The following is a 20,407-nucleotide window of genomic DNA, read 5'->3' on the forward strand; positions in this document are numbered from 1 at the left end:
TTAATTGGCGGTTAGGGTCAATGTCTGGCTCTTGAGGCCGGTGGCCGACGCCTTGATCCGCACCTTGCCGCTCTTGCGGGTGCTACGCAAAACTAACAAACAGCGTCCATCGTTCACACGGCGGTGATCAGCAACAAAATGCTCATCGCTCATGCGGTCATTATTGGCCACGCCGGCTATTGTAGCTTCGCCACTCACCTTAAATTTAATATCGTTCGTGGCGTCCTTAACCACTGTTCCTTTACTATCCACCACGGTAACGGTCACATAGGCCAGGTCAAGGCCATTGGCCTTAAAGTGCGCAGAGTCCGTTGTCAAAATGATCTTCTCAGCCTTTCCTGCTGTTGTGGCAACATCGGTGGCGATGGTTTTGCCATCCTTGCGTGCTACCGCCTTGATGGTCCCTGGCTCATAGTTGAGCTCCCAGCTGATCTTACGCTTAGGGAAGTCTTTCAAATACTTGACTCCTACCGACCGATCGTTAACGAACAGTTCTATCTCGTCACTGGTAGTAAAAGTATACAGTGTGAGCTTCTGTCCGGCCTTCCAGTTCCAGCTGTCACTCATTTTGATCGTGTTCATAAACACATCGTTCCACACACGCGATTCACTTGCCGAGGCATCGAATACCGCGATCTTCACCATTGGCTCCTGAGTGTACAGACTTTTGATATAGTACGTGATAGGCTTCCAGTGATCACACCAGTCGATCAAACCGTTCCAGCCTTTCGACGGCCATTTGAACGATTCGCCAATGTAATCGGTACCGCCCCAATAGAACTGTCCGCAGGCGTAGCTATGGTCATAGTTAAAAAAGTTCTCGCCACCGTTATCAGTGGTCATTTCGCTGGCCAAGTAAATGAGCTGTGGGAACCTAGCACGATCGCGTTTGTAAAAGCGGGTCATGTAGTTATCGCTCATCACATCCATGTGGAAGGCCATGGGCGCAGGGCTATCCTCATCGCGTGAGGGGTACAAACCGCTGGTCACCTTGCGTGACGGGTCGAGCCGATGTACGATATCAACCATTTTATTGAGCTGGACCACAAAGGCCGTGTCCTTATATTCCTGCTTAACGGCCACCTCGTTACCAACGCTCCAGATGATCACGCTTGGATGAGATCGGTCACGCTTAACGAACCAGGCCAGATCAGGCTGCCAGTGCTGCTTAAAATCCTCGCCAGGGCCATAATACTCGCTACTCCACTTATCAAAAGCTTCATTGAACACCAAGATGCCCAGTTCATCGCACATATCCAGCACTGCTTTGGTATATGGATTATGCGCGAGTCTGACCGCATTAACGCCCATTTTTTGCAAGCCGAGCAAGCGTCGCTTAAAACCTTTATCGAACGCTGCCGCACCGAGCGGACCAAGATCATGGTGAATGTTCACGCCATTGAGGAAAACCTTGCGGCCGTTCAGGAGAAAGCCTTGCTCAGGGGTAAATTCGATCGTGCGGATACCGAAACGGCTATCATGCACATCACGTAGCTGGTCGCCCGCGCTTACATAAGTTTTAAGGTGATAAAGTTTAGGTGAGGTGATGTCCCAAATGACCGGGTTACTAATAGTGGTGTTTTGTTGGTAGTTGTAGGTTTGATGTGCCCCTAAAGGTACGACGCTCACCATCGAGGTCACCTCTTTGCCTTCGGGCGAGATGATCACTGTTCTCAGTGTGGCCAACACGTTGGTATCGGCTTGGTTGACAACCTCGGTCTGTACCGAGATCTTGGCCTTGTCATTACCTATAAACGGCGTGGTAACATAAGTACCATTCTCTGCAACGTGCAGGGCATTGTTGATGTGAATCCATACGTTACGATATATGCCTTCGCCCGTATACCAGCGCGAACTTTGCTTGTAAGTATTGTCATACCTCACAGCAATAGTGTTACTACCGCCTGCCATCACGTGCTGGGTCACATCGTAAGTAAAGCCGGTATAACCGTTGAGGTGTTTACCCAGGTATTTGCCATTCACCCAAACCTCCGCTGCACGATAAACGCCCTCGAACTCCAGGGTGATCACCTTGCCTTTGGCACTGGCCGGTACGAACAAGTTTTTGCGGTACCAGCCTATATGTCGTGGACGGAAACCGTTCTGCCTTGTGCCGCTAACCGTATCAAAACCGCCCGCAATGCTGCCATCATGCGGAAGGTTCACCTGCTGCCATTTACTATCCGCAAAGGTCTTCTCCTTAGCTGCCGGTACATCCCCTATCATGAACTTCCAATCGAAATTAATGAGGCTGTCGGTACGGGTAGCCGCCTTGGCAAAGGTCGAGATGAAACCCAATAGAACGATCAAAGCATACCTTACCAATGACCTGTTGAAATTATGCATAGTACTGGCTTTGAGTTTATTGAAGTTCGATATCGGCCTGAAGCTTGATGTCATCAGACGCAGAACCGATCATCACTTTGAACTTTCCTGGTTCAGCATCCCACTTCAGTTGCTGGTTGTAAAAAGAGAGCGTTTCCGCGTTAATGATAAAAACAATGGTCGTTGATGCGCCAGGTTCAAGTGCCACTTTGCCATAGCCCTTGAGTTTTTTGGTAGGCTGTACCACTGAGGCTACCGGGTCATGGATGTACATCTGCACCACTTCTTCACCCGCGCGGGTGCCGGTATTCGTCAGTGTTAGGCTTGCGGTGATCTTACCATTCTTTCGCATGGTCGATCGGTCAAGTTTCAGGTCTGAATATTTGAAGGTCGTATAGCTTAAGCCGTGACCAAAGGCATAACGCGGCGCGTTGGGCACATCGATGTAGCCGGTCTGGTACTGGAATACGTTAGAGTTGTATGGGTGGCCCGTTTTGTAATCGTTATACGTTAAAGGGATCTGGCCGACCGAGCGCGGGAAGGTCACCGGTAATTTTCCTGATGGGTTTACCGCACCGGTCAGTACATCGGCTATCGCATTTCCGGCTTGATCACCCAGGAACCACGCATACAGTATGGCGTTGGCCTTGGCAGCTATGTTCGAGAATATGAGCGGGCGACCGGCCATCAGCACTGCCACTACCGGCTTACCGGTGGCCTGCACTGCCGAGAAAAGCTGATCCTGGCTACCCGGTAGGCCTATATCAGCCCGTGAGCGCGATTCGCCGCTTTGGTCGTAAGCCTCGCCCAAGGCCATGATCACCAGATCAGCGTCTTTAGCTACTTTGACCGCCTCGGCAAAGCCGGTGGTATCATTGGTCTTGATGGTGGAACCTTTTGTATAAGTGATCTGCACTCCATTTCCTATTTTTTGCTTCAGTCCGCTAAGTAAGGTAACAACCCTATCAGCATCATTAGCACCGGCCCATGCGCCCTGCATATCCCGTTTTGAATCGGCCAGCGGACCGATCACAGCTATCTTTTTGAACGAGTTTTGTATAGGCAAAATGGAGGCTTCGTTCTTTAACAAAACGATAGAACGTTGGGCTACCTTAAGCGTTGCCTTAACGTGTTCAGGGTTATTTAATTCTGCCTTCTCACGTTCTTCATTACAAAAGCGATAAGGATCATCGAAAAGGCCCAACTCAAATTTTTTAGCCAGGATCCGCTTTACTGCATCGTCGATCAGTTTTATACTTACTTGTTTGGTATTAACGAGCTCTTTCAAATGTTCGATGTAGCTATAGCTCATCATGTCCATATCGCAGCCGGAAATTATCGCTTTTAGAGCGGCCTGCTTTTTGTCAGGAACGTAACCCCATTTGATCATCTGGTCTATCGAGCCCCAATCACTTACTACAAAACCGCTATATTTCCATTGCCCTTTCAAAATGTCGCGCTGTAAGTAGTTGCTGGCCGCGGTGGGTACGCCGTTAAGGGTATTAAAGGAGCTCATGAAAGTGGCAGCGCCTGCGTCAACGGCAGCTTTGAATGGCGGCAGGTAGGTTTCCCAAAGCTGGTGCTCACTCATTTCCACGTCGTTGTAATCACGACCTGATGATACGGCTCCGTAGGCGGCAAAGTGTTTGGCGCAGGCCATCACGGCGTCCAACCCACCCAGTTTATCGCCTTGAAAGCCGAGCACACGCGCCCTTGCTATGTCGTTGCCTAAATAGGTATCTTCACCAGCGCCTTCCATAATGCGACCCCAGCGCGGATCACGAGCCACATCCACCATAGGTGCAAAGGTCCAGTGCAAACCAACGGCAGCGGCCTCTTTTGCCGCGATGTGCGCCGATAGACGGATAAGGTCCATATCCCAGGTGGCCGATTCGGCCAGTGGTACCGGGAAAATGGTCTTATAGCCGTGTATCACGTCCATCCCAAAAAGCAACGGTATCTTCAAACGCGACCTCATGGCCTCCTCCTGTACATGGCGCGTGTTCTGCACGCCCTGCACGTTCAGCATGGAGCCTACTTTGCCCTGCCGTATGTCGTTCAGCATATTGGCGTTCTGCTTCACCAAGGGACCGGTCACCTCACGGCCTGAGTATTGGTTAAGCTGACCGATCTTTTCGTCAAGGGTCATGAGGCGCATCACCGAATCTACCCGCTGGTTAACGGTTTTGCGTTGTGCCTCGGCATTCAATTGGATTCCGGCGATGGCCAGAGCTATAAGGCTGATCTTTACTTTATACATTAAGATGTTATTATTCGATAGATAAGGGAAGTTTTAAGGCTTGATGACATTGACAGGTGCCTGCGGGTGCAAGATCGAGTTGACCTTTTGGGTGATCACTGTTTTAGGCAGCGTTACGCTGATGGTCTGTTTGATCTGCCTTGACGAGCTTCCGGCTTTCAGCTGGTAAGTGCCCGCTTCGGCTACCCAGGCGTTTTGCGCATTATCGAACGAGGCAAGGTATGATACCGGTATATCGAACGTAATGGTCTGTGTCGCACCGGGCTCTAACAGCCTCGTCTTGGCGAAGGCCTTAAGTTCCTGCATGGGCTTGTCCATGGTTTTGGCAGGGGCCGAAATATATAACTGCACCACCTCTTTACCCGCCACCTTGCCGGTATTGGTCACGGTTAGCGATGCGGTCACCTTATCTTTAATGGTTGATGAATTGACCTTGATCGGCCCGAAACCGAATGTGGTGTACGACAGACCATAGCCGAACTCATATGCCGGCTCTTTTTTAAAGGTATCAAAGTAGCGATAGCCCACATATATGCCTTCCTTATAATATACGTCGGTCGGTTCATCAACAGGTGTGCCCGGAAAGCTGCTGGCCGATGAAAGGTCATTATAGTTTTGTGCAAAGGTATCAGGCAATTTTCCTGATGGGTTCACTTTGCCGCTCAGCACATCGGCAATGGCATCGCCACCTTCCATACCCGGCTGCCAGGCCAGTAGTATCGCGTCAGCCTTGTCTTTCAAGCCTTTGGTATCGATAGGTGCGCAAATATTAAGCACGATGATCAGCTTTTTATGCTGGCGATGAAACGCTTCGGCGGTGCGCTCGATGAGTGAAAGTTCACTTGGTTTGAGGTAGTAATCATGATCAAGGTCACGGTCCTTGGTCTCGCCGCTGTTGCGGCCAATGGTCAGCACCGCTACCGCACATTCAGCTGCCTTTTTATTGATCAGCTCGTCAGTTACCGGGAACTCTTTGCTCCAGTTACGCCAATTGGAATTATACTGTGCATAGGGTCCTGATAGCTCTTTGTCCAGTTCAAAACCAGCATTGGTCAAACCTTTGGCCACCGATACAGTGTAAGCCTTATTCACATCGCCACTACCCATACCACCGGCTATAAGCGCATAGCTGATGTTACCGAACAGTGCCACCTTACCCTGCTTTGATGACAACGGTAAGGTCTGTGCATCATTCTTAAGCAATACCTGACCTTCGCTGGCGGCCTCTCGGGATACCAAGGCATGCGCTTTCAGATCAGGCGCATTACTGAATTTATAGTTGGCAAAGCTTGGCGTACGCACAATGATGTTCAAAATGCGTTCGACATTGGTGTTCAACACCTTTACCTCAAGCGAGTCATTTTTAACGGCAGATATGATGCGCTGGATCTGTTTATTATTGCCGGGCATGATCATGTCATTGCCGGCTTTCATTTGCTCGGTCCAATTCTTGGCCTTGCCACCCCAATCGGTCATCACATAACCCTTAAAACTCCATTCATTGCGCAGCAAGGTGGTAAGCAGGTCATGCCTTTCTGAAGTATGGGTCCCGTTCACTAAGTTGTAGGATGACATGACCGTCCACGGCGATGATCGCTTGATCGCGATCTCGAAACCTTTAAGGTATATCTCGCGCAGGGTGCGCTCGTCAATATGCACATCTACACCGGCACGGTCAGATTCCTGGTTATTAGCCACAAAATGCTTGATGGAGGTGCCTACCCCATTCGATTGTATCCCGTTGATGATACCGCCCGCTATCTCACCGGTGAGCACGGGATCTTCAGAGTAATACTCAAAGTTACGTCCGCCCAGCGGGTTGCGGTGGATATTGACTCCAGGAGCAAGTATAATATCGGCCCCGAACTCTTTGACCTCGTTGCCAAATGCCCTTCCAACACGTTCTACCAACTCGGGGTTCCAGGTGGAGGCCAGCGTGGTGCCCGACGGGAACGCGGTAGCAAAGTACCGGTGCTCATCATTCTTACGTTTCACATCCATGCGCACCCCTGCAGGCCCATCGGCCAACACTATAGCGGGGATGCCCAGACGCGGTATGGCATTGGTCACACCGGCAGCTCCGGGTATCCTGAAATTGGTGCTGCCCACCATTGAGCCATCGGCAAAGGCAGAGGGAGCTGCATCGCGCCCTCCCCCTATCACCATTAACACCTTTTCTTCAAGGGTCATGGCGGCAACTACTTCTTTAACGGTATTCTTTCCCAGCTTAGGGGCTTTGTCTTGTGCGTAGGCGGTCAAACTGGCCAAACCAACGGTAATAAGCGCGCCCACAAGCTTCAGGGGCATGGATCTTTTATTGAACATTATAGACTATTAATTATATCCTGGATTTTGGGTCAGTTTATCGGCTTTATCTATCTCCGCCTGTGGGATCGGGTACAGATAATTCTTTGCCGTGAACACCCGGTTCTCGATCACAAATGGTGAATACGAGAGCGCGGTACCCGACTTAGTGATCTTCATGCCGCGTATAGGGCCGTTAAAATAGGTCTCGCCCAGTTTCCAGCGGCGCACGTCAAAGAATCGCTGCTCTTCAAAACAAAATTCCACACGGCGCTCATTACGGATGCGTTCACGCATGGTGATCTGGCTCAAGCCAGCAGGCAGCACAGGCATCCCCGCACGAACACGTACCGCGTTCACGGCATCGTACACCGGTTGAGTAGGTCCTGATACTTCGTTAAGCGCCTCGGCGTACATCAGCAATATCTCGGCATACCTAAATAATACCCAAGGGCGGCGCACGTTGGTGATCGTGTTCACGTTGTAGGTGGCATTACTGCTCAGGAACTTGCGCATGTAATAACCTGACTTGGTGTTATTCACGTTAGTAGGCACGTTGTCCAAACCACCTTCAAAGGTCTCGACCGGGCGGCTCAGGCTGCCTGTTTTAAAGGTCGACCCATTCACGATGATGAACTGGTTCAAGCGTGGGTCACGGCCAGTGTATGGCGCCTGCGGGTTGTAACCTGAAGTAGGGTCTGTGATAGGCTTGCCGTTGGTCATCTCAAAAGCATCCACCAGATCCTGGGTAGGGTTGGTACGGCCCAAACCACCTGTAAAACCGATCGGGGCATTGTTCGACTCGATGGTGTTCACCGAGCCTGCCGGGGTAGCAAATATCACCTCCTTATTGTAAGAAGTGGCCGTGTTGGTGTAATCCCAAAGGTTAGGATAATCGGCAGCGCTTAACAACCCATGCTTGTTAAGGTCCATCAACGCTTTAGCTGCACTGGCAGCGTTTTGCCAACGGTTAACGTCGTTACTGGTGTTGTATAGCGGGCTGGCATAGATCAGCAGTGTCTTTGCTTTAAGTGCCATACCTGCTGCCTTGGTAGCGCGGCCATAGTTGGCAGCATCCCAATCACGAGTGGAGGCGGCCGCGATCTGGTTAATAGCCGAATCACAATCGGTAGTGATCGAGCGCACCACCTCCTCTACCGTGTTGCGCGGTAAATTCAGGTCCTCACCTACCACGAACGGGCGGGTGGCCAGTACGATCTGTCCGTACCTTTTGAACAGTTCATAATGGTACATGGCCCTTAGAAAGAATGCTTCTCCACGCAACCCGGTCAGATCACTTACCGGGTAAATGGTACTGGTAGGTGACCTTTGTAAGAACACGTTCGCTACCCGCAATCCGGTATATAAGTTAGTGTACTGATCGTCGAATGTGCGCAATGGCCCCCAGGTGCCGTTATTAAATATATTGATAACACTGCTTAAGTTGGAGTTCACTGCCTCATCGCTTGCGCTAGCCAGTATAGCACCGCCATCCAAATTGTAACGACCCAGCAAATAATTGTAGCCTTGATTGAGGTACTCGCGCACCCGGCGGTCAGTTATCCAAATGGATTCTTCGGTGATCGGGCCTTCGGTGTATGATGGCTCGAAAAAGTCCTTGCTGCAACCCGAAACCGCCATAAGCAGCAGGATAGCGCCGTATATATGATGTAAATGCTTCTTCATGATGTATGAGCTTGATGGATCAAAATTTTACGTTAAGGCCCAGTGTATACGTTTTGACATAAGGGTAATTGGATGCCCTCCCAGCTGTAGGAGTTTCCGGGTCGATACCGAATTCCTTCAATTTGGAGAAAGTAAGCAGGTTATATCCGCCTACAAAGAATCTGGCACGTTGCATGTGCAACTTATAGGTGAAGCTTTTAGGCAACGTTAAACCGAGCTCCACGGTACGGAGTTTCAAGTAATTGCCCGAGCGCAGCCAAAGATCAGAAGCGGCATTGTTGTTACCATTATCACTAAGTGCGAGGCGAGGAAATTTAGCAGTGGCAGCGGTAGCCGGGGTCCAGGCATCAAGCGATAACTGGTTGAGCGTGTTAGGACCCGCATAAACCGCCGACTTAATATCTACCGTACGGCCTGATACGCCCTGGAACTGGGTGCTGATATCAAATAGCTTATAGCTGATATTGAAGCCAAAACCGTAATACACATTAGGGATATCAGTGTAGTTAGTTGCGATGGCATCGCGGCTGTCAATGATGTTATCGCCATTGATATCCTTATACTTGATATCGCCCGGAACTACTAAACCGGAAAGCGATTGCTTAGGGCTTGCGTTGATCTGACCCTGCGACTGGAACAATCCATCAGAAACGTAAAAGCGTTTGTTGCTATATGAAGCCACGTTGCCAATGTTATAACCGACAGGCGACTGGTAAGAGATGGTTCCTCCCGGTAATGACTGCTCTAACAATTTATTGGCAGCGTAGGTCAGGTTACCATTGATGCTCACCTTGACCTCATGGAACGACCTTTGATAGATACCGTTCAAATCAACACCCTTACTGTTCACTTTGCCCGAGTTAACGGCACTTACCGCTACACCTAATATGCCTGGCAGGTTGGCACTGCCCAATATGTCGGTACGGGTCTCGTTGAAATAGTCGGCCGATAAGTTCAGTGAGTTATTGAAGAGACCAAGATCGGCACCAACGTTCAGGCGGTCAATCTTTTCCCAGGTGGTCAATGGGTTACCGGTAGGGCTTACCTCGTAAGCAGTGGTAGTGCTCGAGAACGACGAACCTAAGATTGGACCGGCACCACGTGTGAACAATGCGCGGTAAGGTAGGCGCACCACGTTCCCATTTGAATCATAAGTTGGACCGATGTTGCCACTGCGACCGTATGAGGCACGCAGCTTCAAATAGCTAAGTGGCGACTTGTTCTTGAAAAAGTCCTCATCAGACACCAGCCAGCCGATCGTTCCGGCCGGGAAGAAACCGAACCTGCGGCCGGGCGCGTAGTTCTCAGAACCCGAGTAGCTGCCGGTAAAGCCCAGGAAATAGCGGTTCTTGTAACCGTAATCGGCACGGGCAACGAACAAGCGCTCGTTGTAATCTATACGGTCTACCGCGGCGCTGGTGGCTTGCTGAGCCCTAACAGAAGCGTTGACCTTGTGATCACCTACTCGGCGGTCATAATCAAAACCAGCCCATATCTCGTTGTTCTTGGTACTGGTACCAAAACCCGCGAATTGGTAAGCCAGTATGGCCGGGGTACGGTATGTTTGAGCCGGGGTAACAGTTTGGTTAACTACCGAATAGTTCTGCGTAAAACCGTTGGTATAGTTACCATAGTTATCATACGAGAAGAACACATTTGCTGACAGACCCGGTGTCAGGAAGTCGAGCTTTTGTTTAGCAGATATGGTGGCCTGCAGCACGTTGGTGATCGCCTTATACACACCACTATTTTGCAATTGGCCGAGCGGGTTCACCTGGTATACCGAGGTGCCGCCGTAAGTTCCGTCCTGGTTCTGTATCGGGAAGGCATTTGGCGGCAATGTGAACAGGCTATTAAGCACTGCCGCTGTGCCGCCGCCGCCACCACCGATCGGGTCATTCCGGCGCTCACTGCGTACACCCGCCAGTAAGGAAAAGCTCAAGGTCTTGGTCACTTCATAATCCAGGTTCACCCTGAAGTTGTAGCGCTTGTAATTGGTGTTGGAGTTGTAATCATCGGTGTTGGTCTCTTTGAACAGACCGTTCTGATCATAATAGCTCACGTTAGTAAAATACCTGATCTTATCACTTCCGCCTCCTAATGATACCGCATAACGTTGTACAGGTGCCGTCCTGTTCAGGAACCGGTCGATGTAGTTATTGTTCGGGTACAGATACTGATCAGTACCATTACGGTAGGCGTTAAGCGCCGTTTGGTCATAAGCCGGTGCCTGACCGGCGTTGGTCAACGCTTGGTTGTAAAGCGTTGCGTAATCAAAAGAATTTAACGGTCTCACCAGGTTCTCCGTTCTCAGGAATCCGCCCTGAATATCAAAGTTGACATAGTTTTGATTGGCTTTACCATGGCGGGTGTTCACCAAGATCACGCCGTTGCCGCCAATAAGGCCGTACCAGTTCAACGCGGCGGCATCTTTCAATACGGTCACACTTTCTATCTCATTAAGGTCCATGTCGCTAAAATCACGCTCCACACCATCAACCAGTAAAACAGGGTTAGCGCCTTGTGCATAAGATGACTTGCCACGTACCTGGAAGCTAAAATTCTCCGTACCGGGTTGATTCCCGGTTTGCTGAACCAGAAGACCACTGAAACGGCCGGCCAGCATACTCGATAAGTTACTTACCGGGATCTTTGGAAGATCATCGGTCTTTAAAGCGCTAATCGCGTAATTAAGCTCCCGGCGGGTGCGCTTGCCGAAAGGTATATCAATGATCTCATCATAGTAAGCGGTATTGTTAACAGCGGTAAGCACGATGTTGAGCGGCGTTCGATCTTTTGCCGCCACGTGCAGTTCTTTATAACCATCGCGTTTGAACACAAGCGAGTCGTCGGCCATGCATTTGATCATGAATGTGCCACTCCTATCAGAGCTTGTGCGCAACGTTGTGCCCATCACCGCTACTTCCACAGCGTTGAGTGCAGCACCATTTGAGTCATTGACCTTACCACTGTAGGTCTTGCTGCTCAGTGTTTGGCCATGTGCCCCTACGCTGATCAGCACTGCCGAAAAGGTCAGGAACGAACCGAAACACTTTATATATTTTGTCATGTTGTTTCTTTGTTTAATGTCACCAATTAGTTCCAGCCTGGGTTTTGCTTCAATGCACCAGAGGTCTTGTTCATTTCAGCACGAGGGATAGGGTACAGATGCATATAGTCCTCAAATACCTTTTGAAAAGCAGGAAGCTCCACGACGTTGTAAGTAAAAGAATTGTCAGGGTTCTTGATCACTTTCATGCCTTTCATCGGTTGAGCCACTATAGCGGGGCCTTTTTTCCAGCGCAGGATGTCCCACCAACGCATGTCTTCAAAGGCAAATTCAACGGCACGCTCGTTCCGGATGCGGTCACGCATTTGCGCTTGAGTTAAGCCGGCCGGTAGCTTAGGCATACCCGCACGCTGCCTGATGGCATCTACCGAATTGTATACCGCCTGTACGGGGCCTTCGGCCTCGTTCAGTGCCTCCGCGTAGTTGATCAGCACCTCGGCATAGCGGTAGTAAACAAAGTTGAGCAGCGCACTGGCCGTTGAACCTGAGCGTGATGTTTCGGGCCATAGGCGTTTCAGGTAATAGCTGGTCTTGGTGATCGAGATAGCGGTGCTTATATCGGTACCGTAGGTGATCACACCTGCGGAGTTAGGATTAGTTTGCCAGGTTTGCACTGCTCTACCCTGCCATGTGGCGCCATTGTAAAGGATGTTGACATAAAAGCGGGGATCACGGTTGGTGTAAGGTGCCTGCGGATTGTACCCCGATGTAGGGTCGGTGATCGGCTTACCGTTGCTCATCTCATAAAGGTCAACGTGGTTCTGTGTAGGTGACAGATTGGATTGCTGACCGCCGTAGCTGATCGGCACTAAAAAGTCGCTGATGTAAGTACCGATGTACGAACGTCCACCGCGTGGCCATATGCGGATGTACTCTTTTGATGATGACACTTGTAGCACGTTAGCGTAGCTGGTCTCCAGCGCGAATTTGTTCAGGTTGATGATAGCCAGGGCAGCATCTGCCGCTTTTTTCCACTTGCCCAGGTCGTTGCTCGAGTTATTGAGCGGACTGGCCGCGAACAACAATACGCGAGCTTTAAGCGCCATGGCTGCAGCACCTGTTGCACGGTTGGCCTGTGCAGCTGGGTTAGGCCAGTCGGCGTTGGTTTGTGGCAACAAGGCTATGGCCTGGTCAAGATCATTCAGGATCTGGTCAAGTGTGGCCTCAAAGGATGCACGTGGCAGATCATCGGCCGCTTCGGTAAAGTCTTGCGCTTTGGTGAGCAATACTACGCCGCCAAAACGTTTGATCAGTTCTGAGTAGAAATAGGCACGCAGGTATAGCTGCTCACCTTTGATGAAGCTGGCGTTGTACTCGGCCGTCCATGGTGTTTTCTCCATGTTTTCCAGGGTAACGTTCACGTTGCGTATGCCACGGTACATTTGTGTGTAGATGGTATTCACGTCAGAGGCGCCGCCATCTAAGAATAGTCCACGATTCATCACCGCTACCTCGGTTTGAGCATTGTTAGCGATGGACTCGTCGGTGAACTGCGAGGTCATGCCTTTGTAGCCGCTTAAACGGCCGTAATCATTTATACTAAAGGTGTAGCTGTTATCGGCATAGCGTGATGCCAGCAGCGGATCTTGGAATACCTTTTCAATATCGGTTTGGATACCTACGTCGCGTTGTAAAAAGTCTTTTTTACATGCGGTGACAGATATGATGGTTATCGCGATCAGTGATAGCTTTAAGATTTTCATGTTCAGTGATTTAAGAACTTAGAAAGATAGGTTCAGTCCAAAATTGACGATCTTGGTGGTCGGGATCACGGTGGTGGCATAGTTGTAAGTACCCCCTACGATGTTGTTCTCAGGATCAACTCCGTAGAACTTGGTCCAGGTCACCAGGTTCTGACCACTCAGGATCAACGTCAAATTGCTTAGCTTCAGCTTATTCACGATCTTTTTGGGTAAGCTGTAAGCCAGCTGTACGTTACGCAACTTGATGTAAGAAGCATCCTGCAAAAAGTAATCGTTCAAGGTTTCGTTAGGATTGGGTGCCAATCCCGGACGCATGGCAGGCCACGTTGGATTCGGGTTGGTCGGTGTCCAGCGGCCCAGCATTGGCTTGTAGTACTGGTTCAATCCGCCACCATAAAAGATCACGTTCGAACTCACGTTATCAACCGCGTTAAATTGCACCGATAACTGGAAGCCTTTGTAACCTGCCTGCAAATTCAAGCCTGCATTGTACTCAGGTACGTTGGGATGGCCGATAGGCATTCTGTCCAAACTGGTGATCTGGCCATCGCCGTTAAGGTCGGCATACTTAAGATCGCCAGGGATCGACTTAACGCTCGTCACGTTGTTCACCGGGCTGTTGTCAATATCGGCCTGGTTTGCATAGTAACCTAATACATGGTACCCAAAGTAGGTACCGATAGGTGAACCGGTGCTGCGCAGGTTGGCAAGTTGTCCAGGTGCTTCGTCCAATACCTTTTGGGTGTTGCGGGCGAACATGAAGTTTCCGGTAATTGAATAGGTAAGTTTATGGTCGCGGTTCTGGTAAGTGGCCGATAGCTCATAACCACGGTTCTTATTCACACCGTAATTAGTGTTCGGAACAGTGGCGCCATATGTACCAAAGCTCGTATTGCCACGGCTGATCAATATGTCAGAGCGGCGATCGTCGAACACATCGGCAGTGAAGTTCACCTTATCATTGAACAGGGAAACATCTAAACCTAAGTTACGCTTAAGCGATATCTCGAAGCTGACCATCGGGTTACCATACTGCGTTTGGGTGTAGGTAGGTGCGCTGTATACACTGCTCGGGTTACCGAACGGCACTGAGCTACCAGCGCCAAAGTTGTCCTGGTAATAGAAACGGCCGGTACCCGGACTCGGGATACCTACTCTACCAATAGTGGCGCGCACCTTAAGCAAGGTCAACCACTCGAATTTCCTCATGAAATCTTCGTTGGCGATGTTGTAACCTAAAGTCGCCGCGGGGAAAAAGCCATAACGGTAGCCTGCTGCGTAGTTCTCCGATCCGTTGTAGGTGGCATTGGCAGTGAAGTAGTATTTGTTGGCGTAATTGTAGGTGACCTGCGATATGATACCCTGGTTAGCGAATGGAGCACTAGCGTTTACCGAGCTTTGTAACTCGCGCTGCCCGATCACGTTGGCACTAACGATATGCTCGCCAAATGAACGGTTATAGTTAAGGAATAACTGCAGGTTGGTTTTGGTGAAACCGGTACGGGTATAGGCCGGCGCTCCTAAAAAGTCGTTGTAGGAGGTTGAATACGGCGTTAAGGCCAGCGTGTTACGGTTCAATTCATAGTAGCCAGTGCTACCGCGCTGAAGTTTACCTGTGTTAAAGGTAGCATCATAACCGAACTGCGCTTTAAAGGCCAGCCCCTTGGTCACGAAGTCTAACTTTTGGTTAAAGGTGAATATACTTTCAGACACGTTAACGTCAGTGAACGCATAACCACCGTAAGTTAAATATGCGTACGGGTTAACGCTGTTGGTACCCAGCAAATTCATGTTCACGATGTGGTTGTAGGTATTGTCGAGCCCTATGATACGTGGGTCGCTTGAGTTAGTATACTCTGGGAAGAAGGGTAATCCCCATGAGGCGATCTTTAACGATCGGCCTACCAAACCCTCGATACCATTGGCTACCACGCCGCTTGGCTCGTTTGATTCGCTCATACCGGCCGGGCTGTAGCGGTGCTCATTACGGCCGGCAAGGTTCACCTCAAAGTTGGTGGAACTGGTGATGTCGAAACTTACCCTTGCCCTGAAGTTGTAGCGGTTGTAACTTGGTGTGGTGCTGTAGTTCAACGGCGTTTTGAACTTTTTGAAGTTACCATCCTCAAATTGGTGGCCGAACGAGGTGAAGTACTTTACTTTCTGAGTACCACCTGAAACGGTCAGGTTCTGTTGGTTCTGGGTCCAGCTATCGCGGATCAGTTCAGAGTACCAATCCACATCAGGGTACAACAATGGGTTGCCACTGCGGTCCTTGAACTTTTGCAGATCGGCATCACTAAAAGTGCGCGCTTCGCCTACGTTGATCTGGCCTTCAGTATACACCAACGCACTCTCATAAGCACGTAAGATCTCAGGACGAGCGGTCGGGCTCACGATACCTACGTTGGTGGTAAAAGTTACCCGGGCAGGTCCTTCTTTACCGCGCTTGGTGGTCACTACCACTACGCCGTTGGCACCTTTTAAACCGTATAGAGCTGTCGACGCAGCATCTTTAAGGATGTTGATGTTCTCGATCTCGTTCGGGTCAATGTCGCCAAAAGTGGTACGCTCTACGCCATCTACAATGATAAGGGCAGTTGCCGTTGGCGATACCCTGCCCCTGATATACAAGTTGGCAGTATTAAAGCCCGGGCGACCCTGTGATTGCTGAACGATCAGACCCGGTACGGCGCCAGCCAGCGCCTGGGTCACGTTGGTCACCGGAGCTTTTAATATCTCTTTGCCAGATATGGTACTAATGGCAGCAGTAACATCGCTACGGCGCTGCGAGGTGTAACCGTTCACCACTACCTCGGTCAGTGAGTTCTGCTTGGAGGCAAGGGTGATGCTGAGCTGTTGGTTGTTACCCACGGCCACTTCTTTATCACCAAAGCCAAGGCTCGTGATCACCAGTACGGTGCCTTTAGTTGCGTTGATGGTGAATTGTCCGGTACCATCTGTCTGCGTGCCGCTGGTGGTACCTTTTATCTTGACGCTTGCCCCAACAATGGGTTGCCCGCTTTCATCTTTCACAGTACCTTTTATCGGGGTGCCCGCCTGAAAGAATACCGCATGCGCTGATGCAGCATTACTCAGCGCCGGGCTGCTGGCCACGGCCTGACCGTGGGCACAGATCAGCAGCGCGACAGCCGATGTGATGGCCGTTGCATGCCGGGTCAATAAGTGGCGCGTGCTCTTGAATTGATGTGAGTACATTTTTTTATCATAAGTTTAAATTAGTTAATAGAGTAGCTGCTGCGCAAGCGCAGGTCAGCATTGCGCCACAGTGTATCCACTGAGCGATCAGCCTACGCATAGGCTAATACTGGCCGCAAAAAAGGGATCAACGTGTAGGTGTCAACAACGAAGTATTGTGCACTTGTTGTCAATTGGCCCATTCATGCAGGTGACATGAACATGAAGCCAGCAGGCCTGATCTGAACGTGAGGTTAAGGCCGCAGAAGGTTGTTGTAGATCTTCTACCATAATTAGTATCTGTTTGGTTTTGAATAATTGGTTGGTGAAGCAAATTTGTCGAGTAAATGCATAACCGTAGCCCCACAGATCGATCAATTAGGGGGTACATTTTCGTCAAATGATCAAAACCATCACGTTATATGCCTCTGTATATCCCTAGCTCGCCATCATGAACGAAAAGTTCGGTGCTTTACCTCAACGTCTACCGTAAAGGCCGCTAACTTAAGGCAGGCCTACTTTAAAAGCCAAACATTGGGAGTAGCTAAAATTTAATCTACTGGTTTGGAGCGAGATCTTTTTGCCTCTTGCTTAAAATTTAGCACTTATCTGATGGATCTGCCCCCCATGCGTTCGGGCGAATGGTCACAAATTCGGGTTCTCAAATATTTCTGTTTTATGAACCTAACAAGAAGGAAAAGATCAGTCCTGTTCTCGGTATTTATCTCAGCCGGCCTTACGCTCGGAGGCATGATGAATGCTCATGCGCAGGTCTCAAAATTTAAACCAGGAGCCGTGTGGCCCGACAATAACGGCGTACACATCAATGCGCACGGCGGCGGCGTTCTTTATCAGAACGGCACCTACTACTGGTTCGGCGAGCATAAGATCGGTGGTGAGGCTGGCAATGTGGCTCATGTGGGCGTGCATGCCTATTCCTCAAAAGACCTATATAATTGGAAAGACGAGGGCATTGCCCTTAAAGTATCTGATGACAAGACCAGCGACATTGCTAAAGGCTGTATCCTCGAGCGTCCTAAAGTGGTGTACAACGCCAGGACCAAAAAATATGTGATGTGGTTCCACCTGGAGCTTTTAGGTAAAGGCTATGATGCCGCCCGCACTGGCGTTGCCGTTGCCGATCGGGTGACCGGCCCGTTCAAATTTATACGTAGCTACCGCCCTAACCCGGGCCATATGCCCTACTATCCAGCCGGCACGCCTGTTGCCGAACAGATCAATGCTCAACATCCGGCCAATAAAAGTGATAGCATTTTTATGCGCGACTTCCCGGGCGGTCAAATGGCCCGTGATATGACCGTTTTTGTGGATGATGATGCCAAGGCCTATCACGTATTTTCATCAGAAGAGAACAACACCTTGCACCTTGCCGAGCTTAGCGACGATTACACCAGCCATACCGGCAAATTCGTGCGTGTCTATATCGGTCAGTCGACCGAGGCCCCGGCCATATTTAAAAGCAACGGTAAATATTATATGATCGGGTCGGGCTGCACAGGCTGGGCACCTAACCCTGCACGCTGGTTCACAGCAACTTCCATATGGGGGCCATGGACCTATAAGGGCAATCCATGTGTAGGGTCGGGCGCACAAAAGACCTTCGGTGGTCAAAGTACCCATGTGTTACCCGTTGCAGGTAAGAAAAATGCTTTTATCTTCATGGCCGACAAGTGGGAGCCAAAGAATGCGATAGACGGTCGTCATTTATGGTTACCCATTGTGTTTAAAGGCGATGACATTGAGATCAGCTGGCGCGACGAATGGAGCCTCAACTATTTTGATGAGCAGCCTGATCAAAAGCAAGCCACTCAAAAAACCAAATGACCCTGAAACAACAGCTTTTTACGACACTGATAGCGCTTATTGCGCCGATATATCTGTCAGCGCAAACGGTGAAGCCCGATACCGCCGGCGGTTACCGCTTAGTGTGGGCCGACGAATTTGATCGTAATGGGATGCCCGACAGTACCAACTGGGGCTACGAGCGCGGATTTGAGCGCAATGAGGAACTGCAATGGTACCAACCCGATAATGCCTGGTGCGAGAATGGCCGGCTGATCATAGAGGCCCGCCGCGAGACCAAAGCGAACCCAAGGTATGAGGCTAACAACACCGAGTGGCGTAAGAACCGAAAGGAGGCCAATTACACTTCATCGAGCTTAAGGACGCGCGGAAAACGATCATGGCAGTACGGACGCTTTGTGATGCGCGGTAAGATCGATATCAGCAACGGCATGTGGCCGGCCTGGTGGACCTTGGGCGTTAAAGGGCACTGGCCGGCCACCGGCGAGATCGATATCATGGAATACTATCGTAAAAAGGTGTTGGCCAATATGGTATGCCTCGGACCCGAATATAAGGACGAATGGTATAGCCGAACACGCAATATCGACTCGTTAGGCGGCGAGAGATGGGCCTCACAGTTCCACATCTGGCGTATGGACTGGAGTGAAAAGGCCGTGGCTCTGTATGTGGACGATATGCTGATGATAAGCGTGGAGACCGACAAATTGGTGAACAAAGATGGCACCGGCATTAATCCATTCAAACAGCCGCACTATATGTTGCTGAACCTCGCCATTGGCGGCCAACAGGGCGGCGACCCATCGAAAACTAAATTTCCTAAACGCTTCGAGATAGATTATGTACGCGTTTATCAGAAAAAAGGCGAATAGCCGCAAATTAATACTTATAAACTACTAAACATGAGATCTTTTAACACGATACTGGTCATATCCATGTTCACCATCACGAGCGTGAACGCGCTCGCGCAAGGCACCAAGAAAGCCAGGGCGGCCCAGGTGGTGAAAGACATGCAGCAGGTCGCCGACTGGCAGATCAACAAGTGGAACACCGACGGTTTCAAATACCCCAAGGCCGATTGGACGCTGGGTGCATGTTACACCGGCATATTCGCATTAGGCGACCTCCCGGGTAACGAAAGATACCTTAAAACATTGACCAAGATCGTAGAGGACATTAACTGGAACACCGGGCGTAAACGCTTTTATGCTGATGATTATTGCGTAGCGCAGATCTACTCGCAGTTATACATGCGCTATAAACAGCCCAAAATGATCGCTCCTTTCAGGGCCCTGGCCGATAGCATAGTTGCTCAGCCTCACACTGAACCCCTTAATTGGAAGAACAATATCGCCATGCGCGAATGGGCCTGGTGCGATGCCTTATTCATGGGCCCGCCCGCCTTGAGCTACCTCAGCCTGGCCACCGGTGATCAAAAGTACACTGATACGGCCATCAAATTATGGTGGAAGACCACTGAATTCTTGTACGACCCTGCCGAGAGGTTGTATTTCCGCGACGAGACCTACTTGAATAAAAAGGAAAAGAACGGTCAGAAGGTATTTTGGTCGAGAGGTAACGGCTGGGTAATGGCCGGGCTGGTTCGCCTGCTTGAAGGTACCCCTGCCCGTCACCCCGATCGCAAAAAACTGGAAGTTCTGTATAAGGACATGGCCTCCCGTATAGTATCACTACAGCAACCCGATGGCAGCTGGCACGCATCACTACTCGACCCAGAAAGCTATCCCATCAAAGAAATGAGCGGTACCGGCTTTTACTGCTATGCACTGGCCTGGGGTGTTAACCATGGCCTGCTGAACAAAAGGACCTACTGGCCTGCAGTTGAAAAGGCATGGGCGGCGCTCAGGTCATCGGTACAGCCTGATGGCATGTTAGGGTACGTACAACCGATCGGCGCAAGCCCTGACAAGGTAGATGCCACAAGCACCGAAGTATACGGCGTTGGCGCTTTCCTGCTCAGCGGAAGCGAGATCTATAAGAATATCTTGAAATAAACCCAACCTATAACTTACACAGTGA

At 50.3% G+C, this 20,407-nt stretch carries 10 protein-coding genes; 3 read left to right on the top strand and 7 right to left on the bottom strand.

Translation table 11 applies throughout. The features are described from left to right. From LLH06_RS11795 to LLH06_RS11825, 7 genes are read right to left on the bottom strand one after another with little or no spacing between them, the layout of a single operon-like run. The gene (locus LLH06_RS11795) at positions 1–2,346 is read right to left on the bottom strand and encodes a glycoside hydrolase family 2 TIM barrel-domain containing protein (RefSeq protein WP_228169494.1); all 2,346 of its coding nucleotides are present in this window, start codon (positions 2,344–2,346) and stop codon (positions 1–3) included. Positions 2,347–2,362: 16 nt separating this feature from the next. Next, positions 2,363–4,585, bottom strand: a complete 2,223-nt coding sequence (locus tag LLH06_RS11800) for a glycoside hydrolase family 3 N-terminal domain-containing protein (protein WP_228169495.1) — start codon at positions 4,583–4,585, stop codon at positions 2,363–2,365. A 33-nt stretch (positions 4,586–4,618) separates the two neighbouring features. After that, positions 4,619–6,892 (bottom strand): glycoside hydrolase family 3 N-terminal domain-containing protein, encoded by a 2,274-nt coding sequence (locus LLH06_RS11805; RefSeq protein ID WP_228169496.1) that lies wholly within the window; start codon positions 6,890–6,892, stop codon positions 4,619–4,621. A 27-nt stretch (positions 6,893–6,919) separates the two neighbouring features. Further along, positions 6,920–8,575, bottom strand: a complete 1,656-nt coding sequence (locus LLH06_RS11810) for a RagB/SusD family nutrient uptake outer membrane protein (protein ID WP_228169497.1) — start codon at positions 8,573–8,575, stop codon at positions 6,920–6,922. 19 nt (positions 8,576–8,594) lie between these two features. Next, positions 8,595–11,645 carry a SusC/RagA family TonB-linked outer membrane protein gene (locus tag LLH06_RS11815; protein ID WP_228169498.1) on the bottom strand — a complete coding sequence of 1,017 codons (3,051 nt, stop codon included), beginning with the start codon at positions 11,643–11,645 and terminating at the stop codon, positions 8,595–8,597. A gap of 26 nt (positions 11,646–11,671) precedes the next feature. Next, positions 11,672–13,348 (bottom strand): RagB/SusD family nutrient uptake outer membrane protein, encoded by a 1,677-nt coding sequence (locus LLH06_RS11820; protein ID WP_228169499.1) that lies wholly within the window; start codon positions 13,346–13,348, stop codon positions 11,672–11,674. Between the two features lie 18 nt (positions 13,349–13,366). Continuing rightward, positions 13,367–16,564, bottom strand: coding sequence for a SusC/RagA family TonB-linked outer membrane protein (locus LLH06_RS11825; protein WP_228169500.1), 3,198 nt, complete (start codon positions 16,562–16,564; stop codon positions 13,367–13,369). A 657-nt stretch (positions 16,565–17,221) separates the two neighbouring features. Here LLH06_RS11825 and LLH06_RS11830 point away from each other — a divergent pair. The 3 genes from LLH06_RS11830 to LLH06_RS11840 are packed head-to-tail and all read left to right on the top strand — an operon-like array spanning position 17,222 to position 20,382. Then, the gene (locus LLH06_RS11830) at positions 17,222–18,388 is read left to right on the top strand and encodes a glycoside hydrolase family 43 protein (protein ID WP_228169501.1); all 1,167 of its coding nucleotides are present in this window, start codon (positions 17,222–17,224) and stop codon (positions 18,386–18,388) included. Then, positions 18,385–19,239 carry a glycoside hydrolase family 16 protein gene (locus LLH06_RS11835; protein WP_228169502.1) on the top strand — a complete coding sequence of 285 codons (855 nt, stop codon included), beginning with the start codon at positions 18,385–18,387 and terminating at the stop codon, positions 19,237–19,239. Before LLH06_RS11830 ends, LLH06_RS11835 begins: the two co-directional genes overlap by 4 nt. 30 nt (positions 19,240–19,269) lie before the next feature. Beyond that, positions 19,270–20,382: a glycoside hydrolase family 88/105 protein gene (locus tag LLH06_RS11840; protein ID WP_228169503.1), complete on the top strand. Its 1,113-nt coding sequence runs from the start codon at positions 19,270–19,272 to the stop codon at positions 20,380–20,382. Positions 20,383–20,407: the final 25 nt, after the last annotated feature.

Origin of the sequence: Mucilaginibacter daejeonensis (genome assembly GCF_020783335.1) — a bacterium.
Classification (GTDB): Bacteria; Bacteroidota; Bacteroidia; order Sphingobacteriales; family Sphingobacteriaceae; genus Mucilaginibacter; species Mucilaginibacter daejeonensis.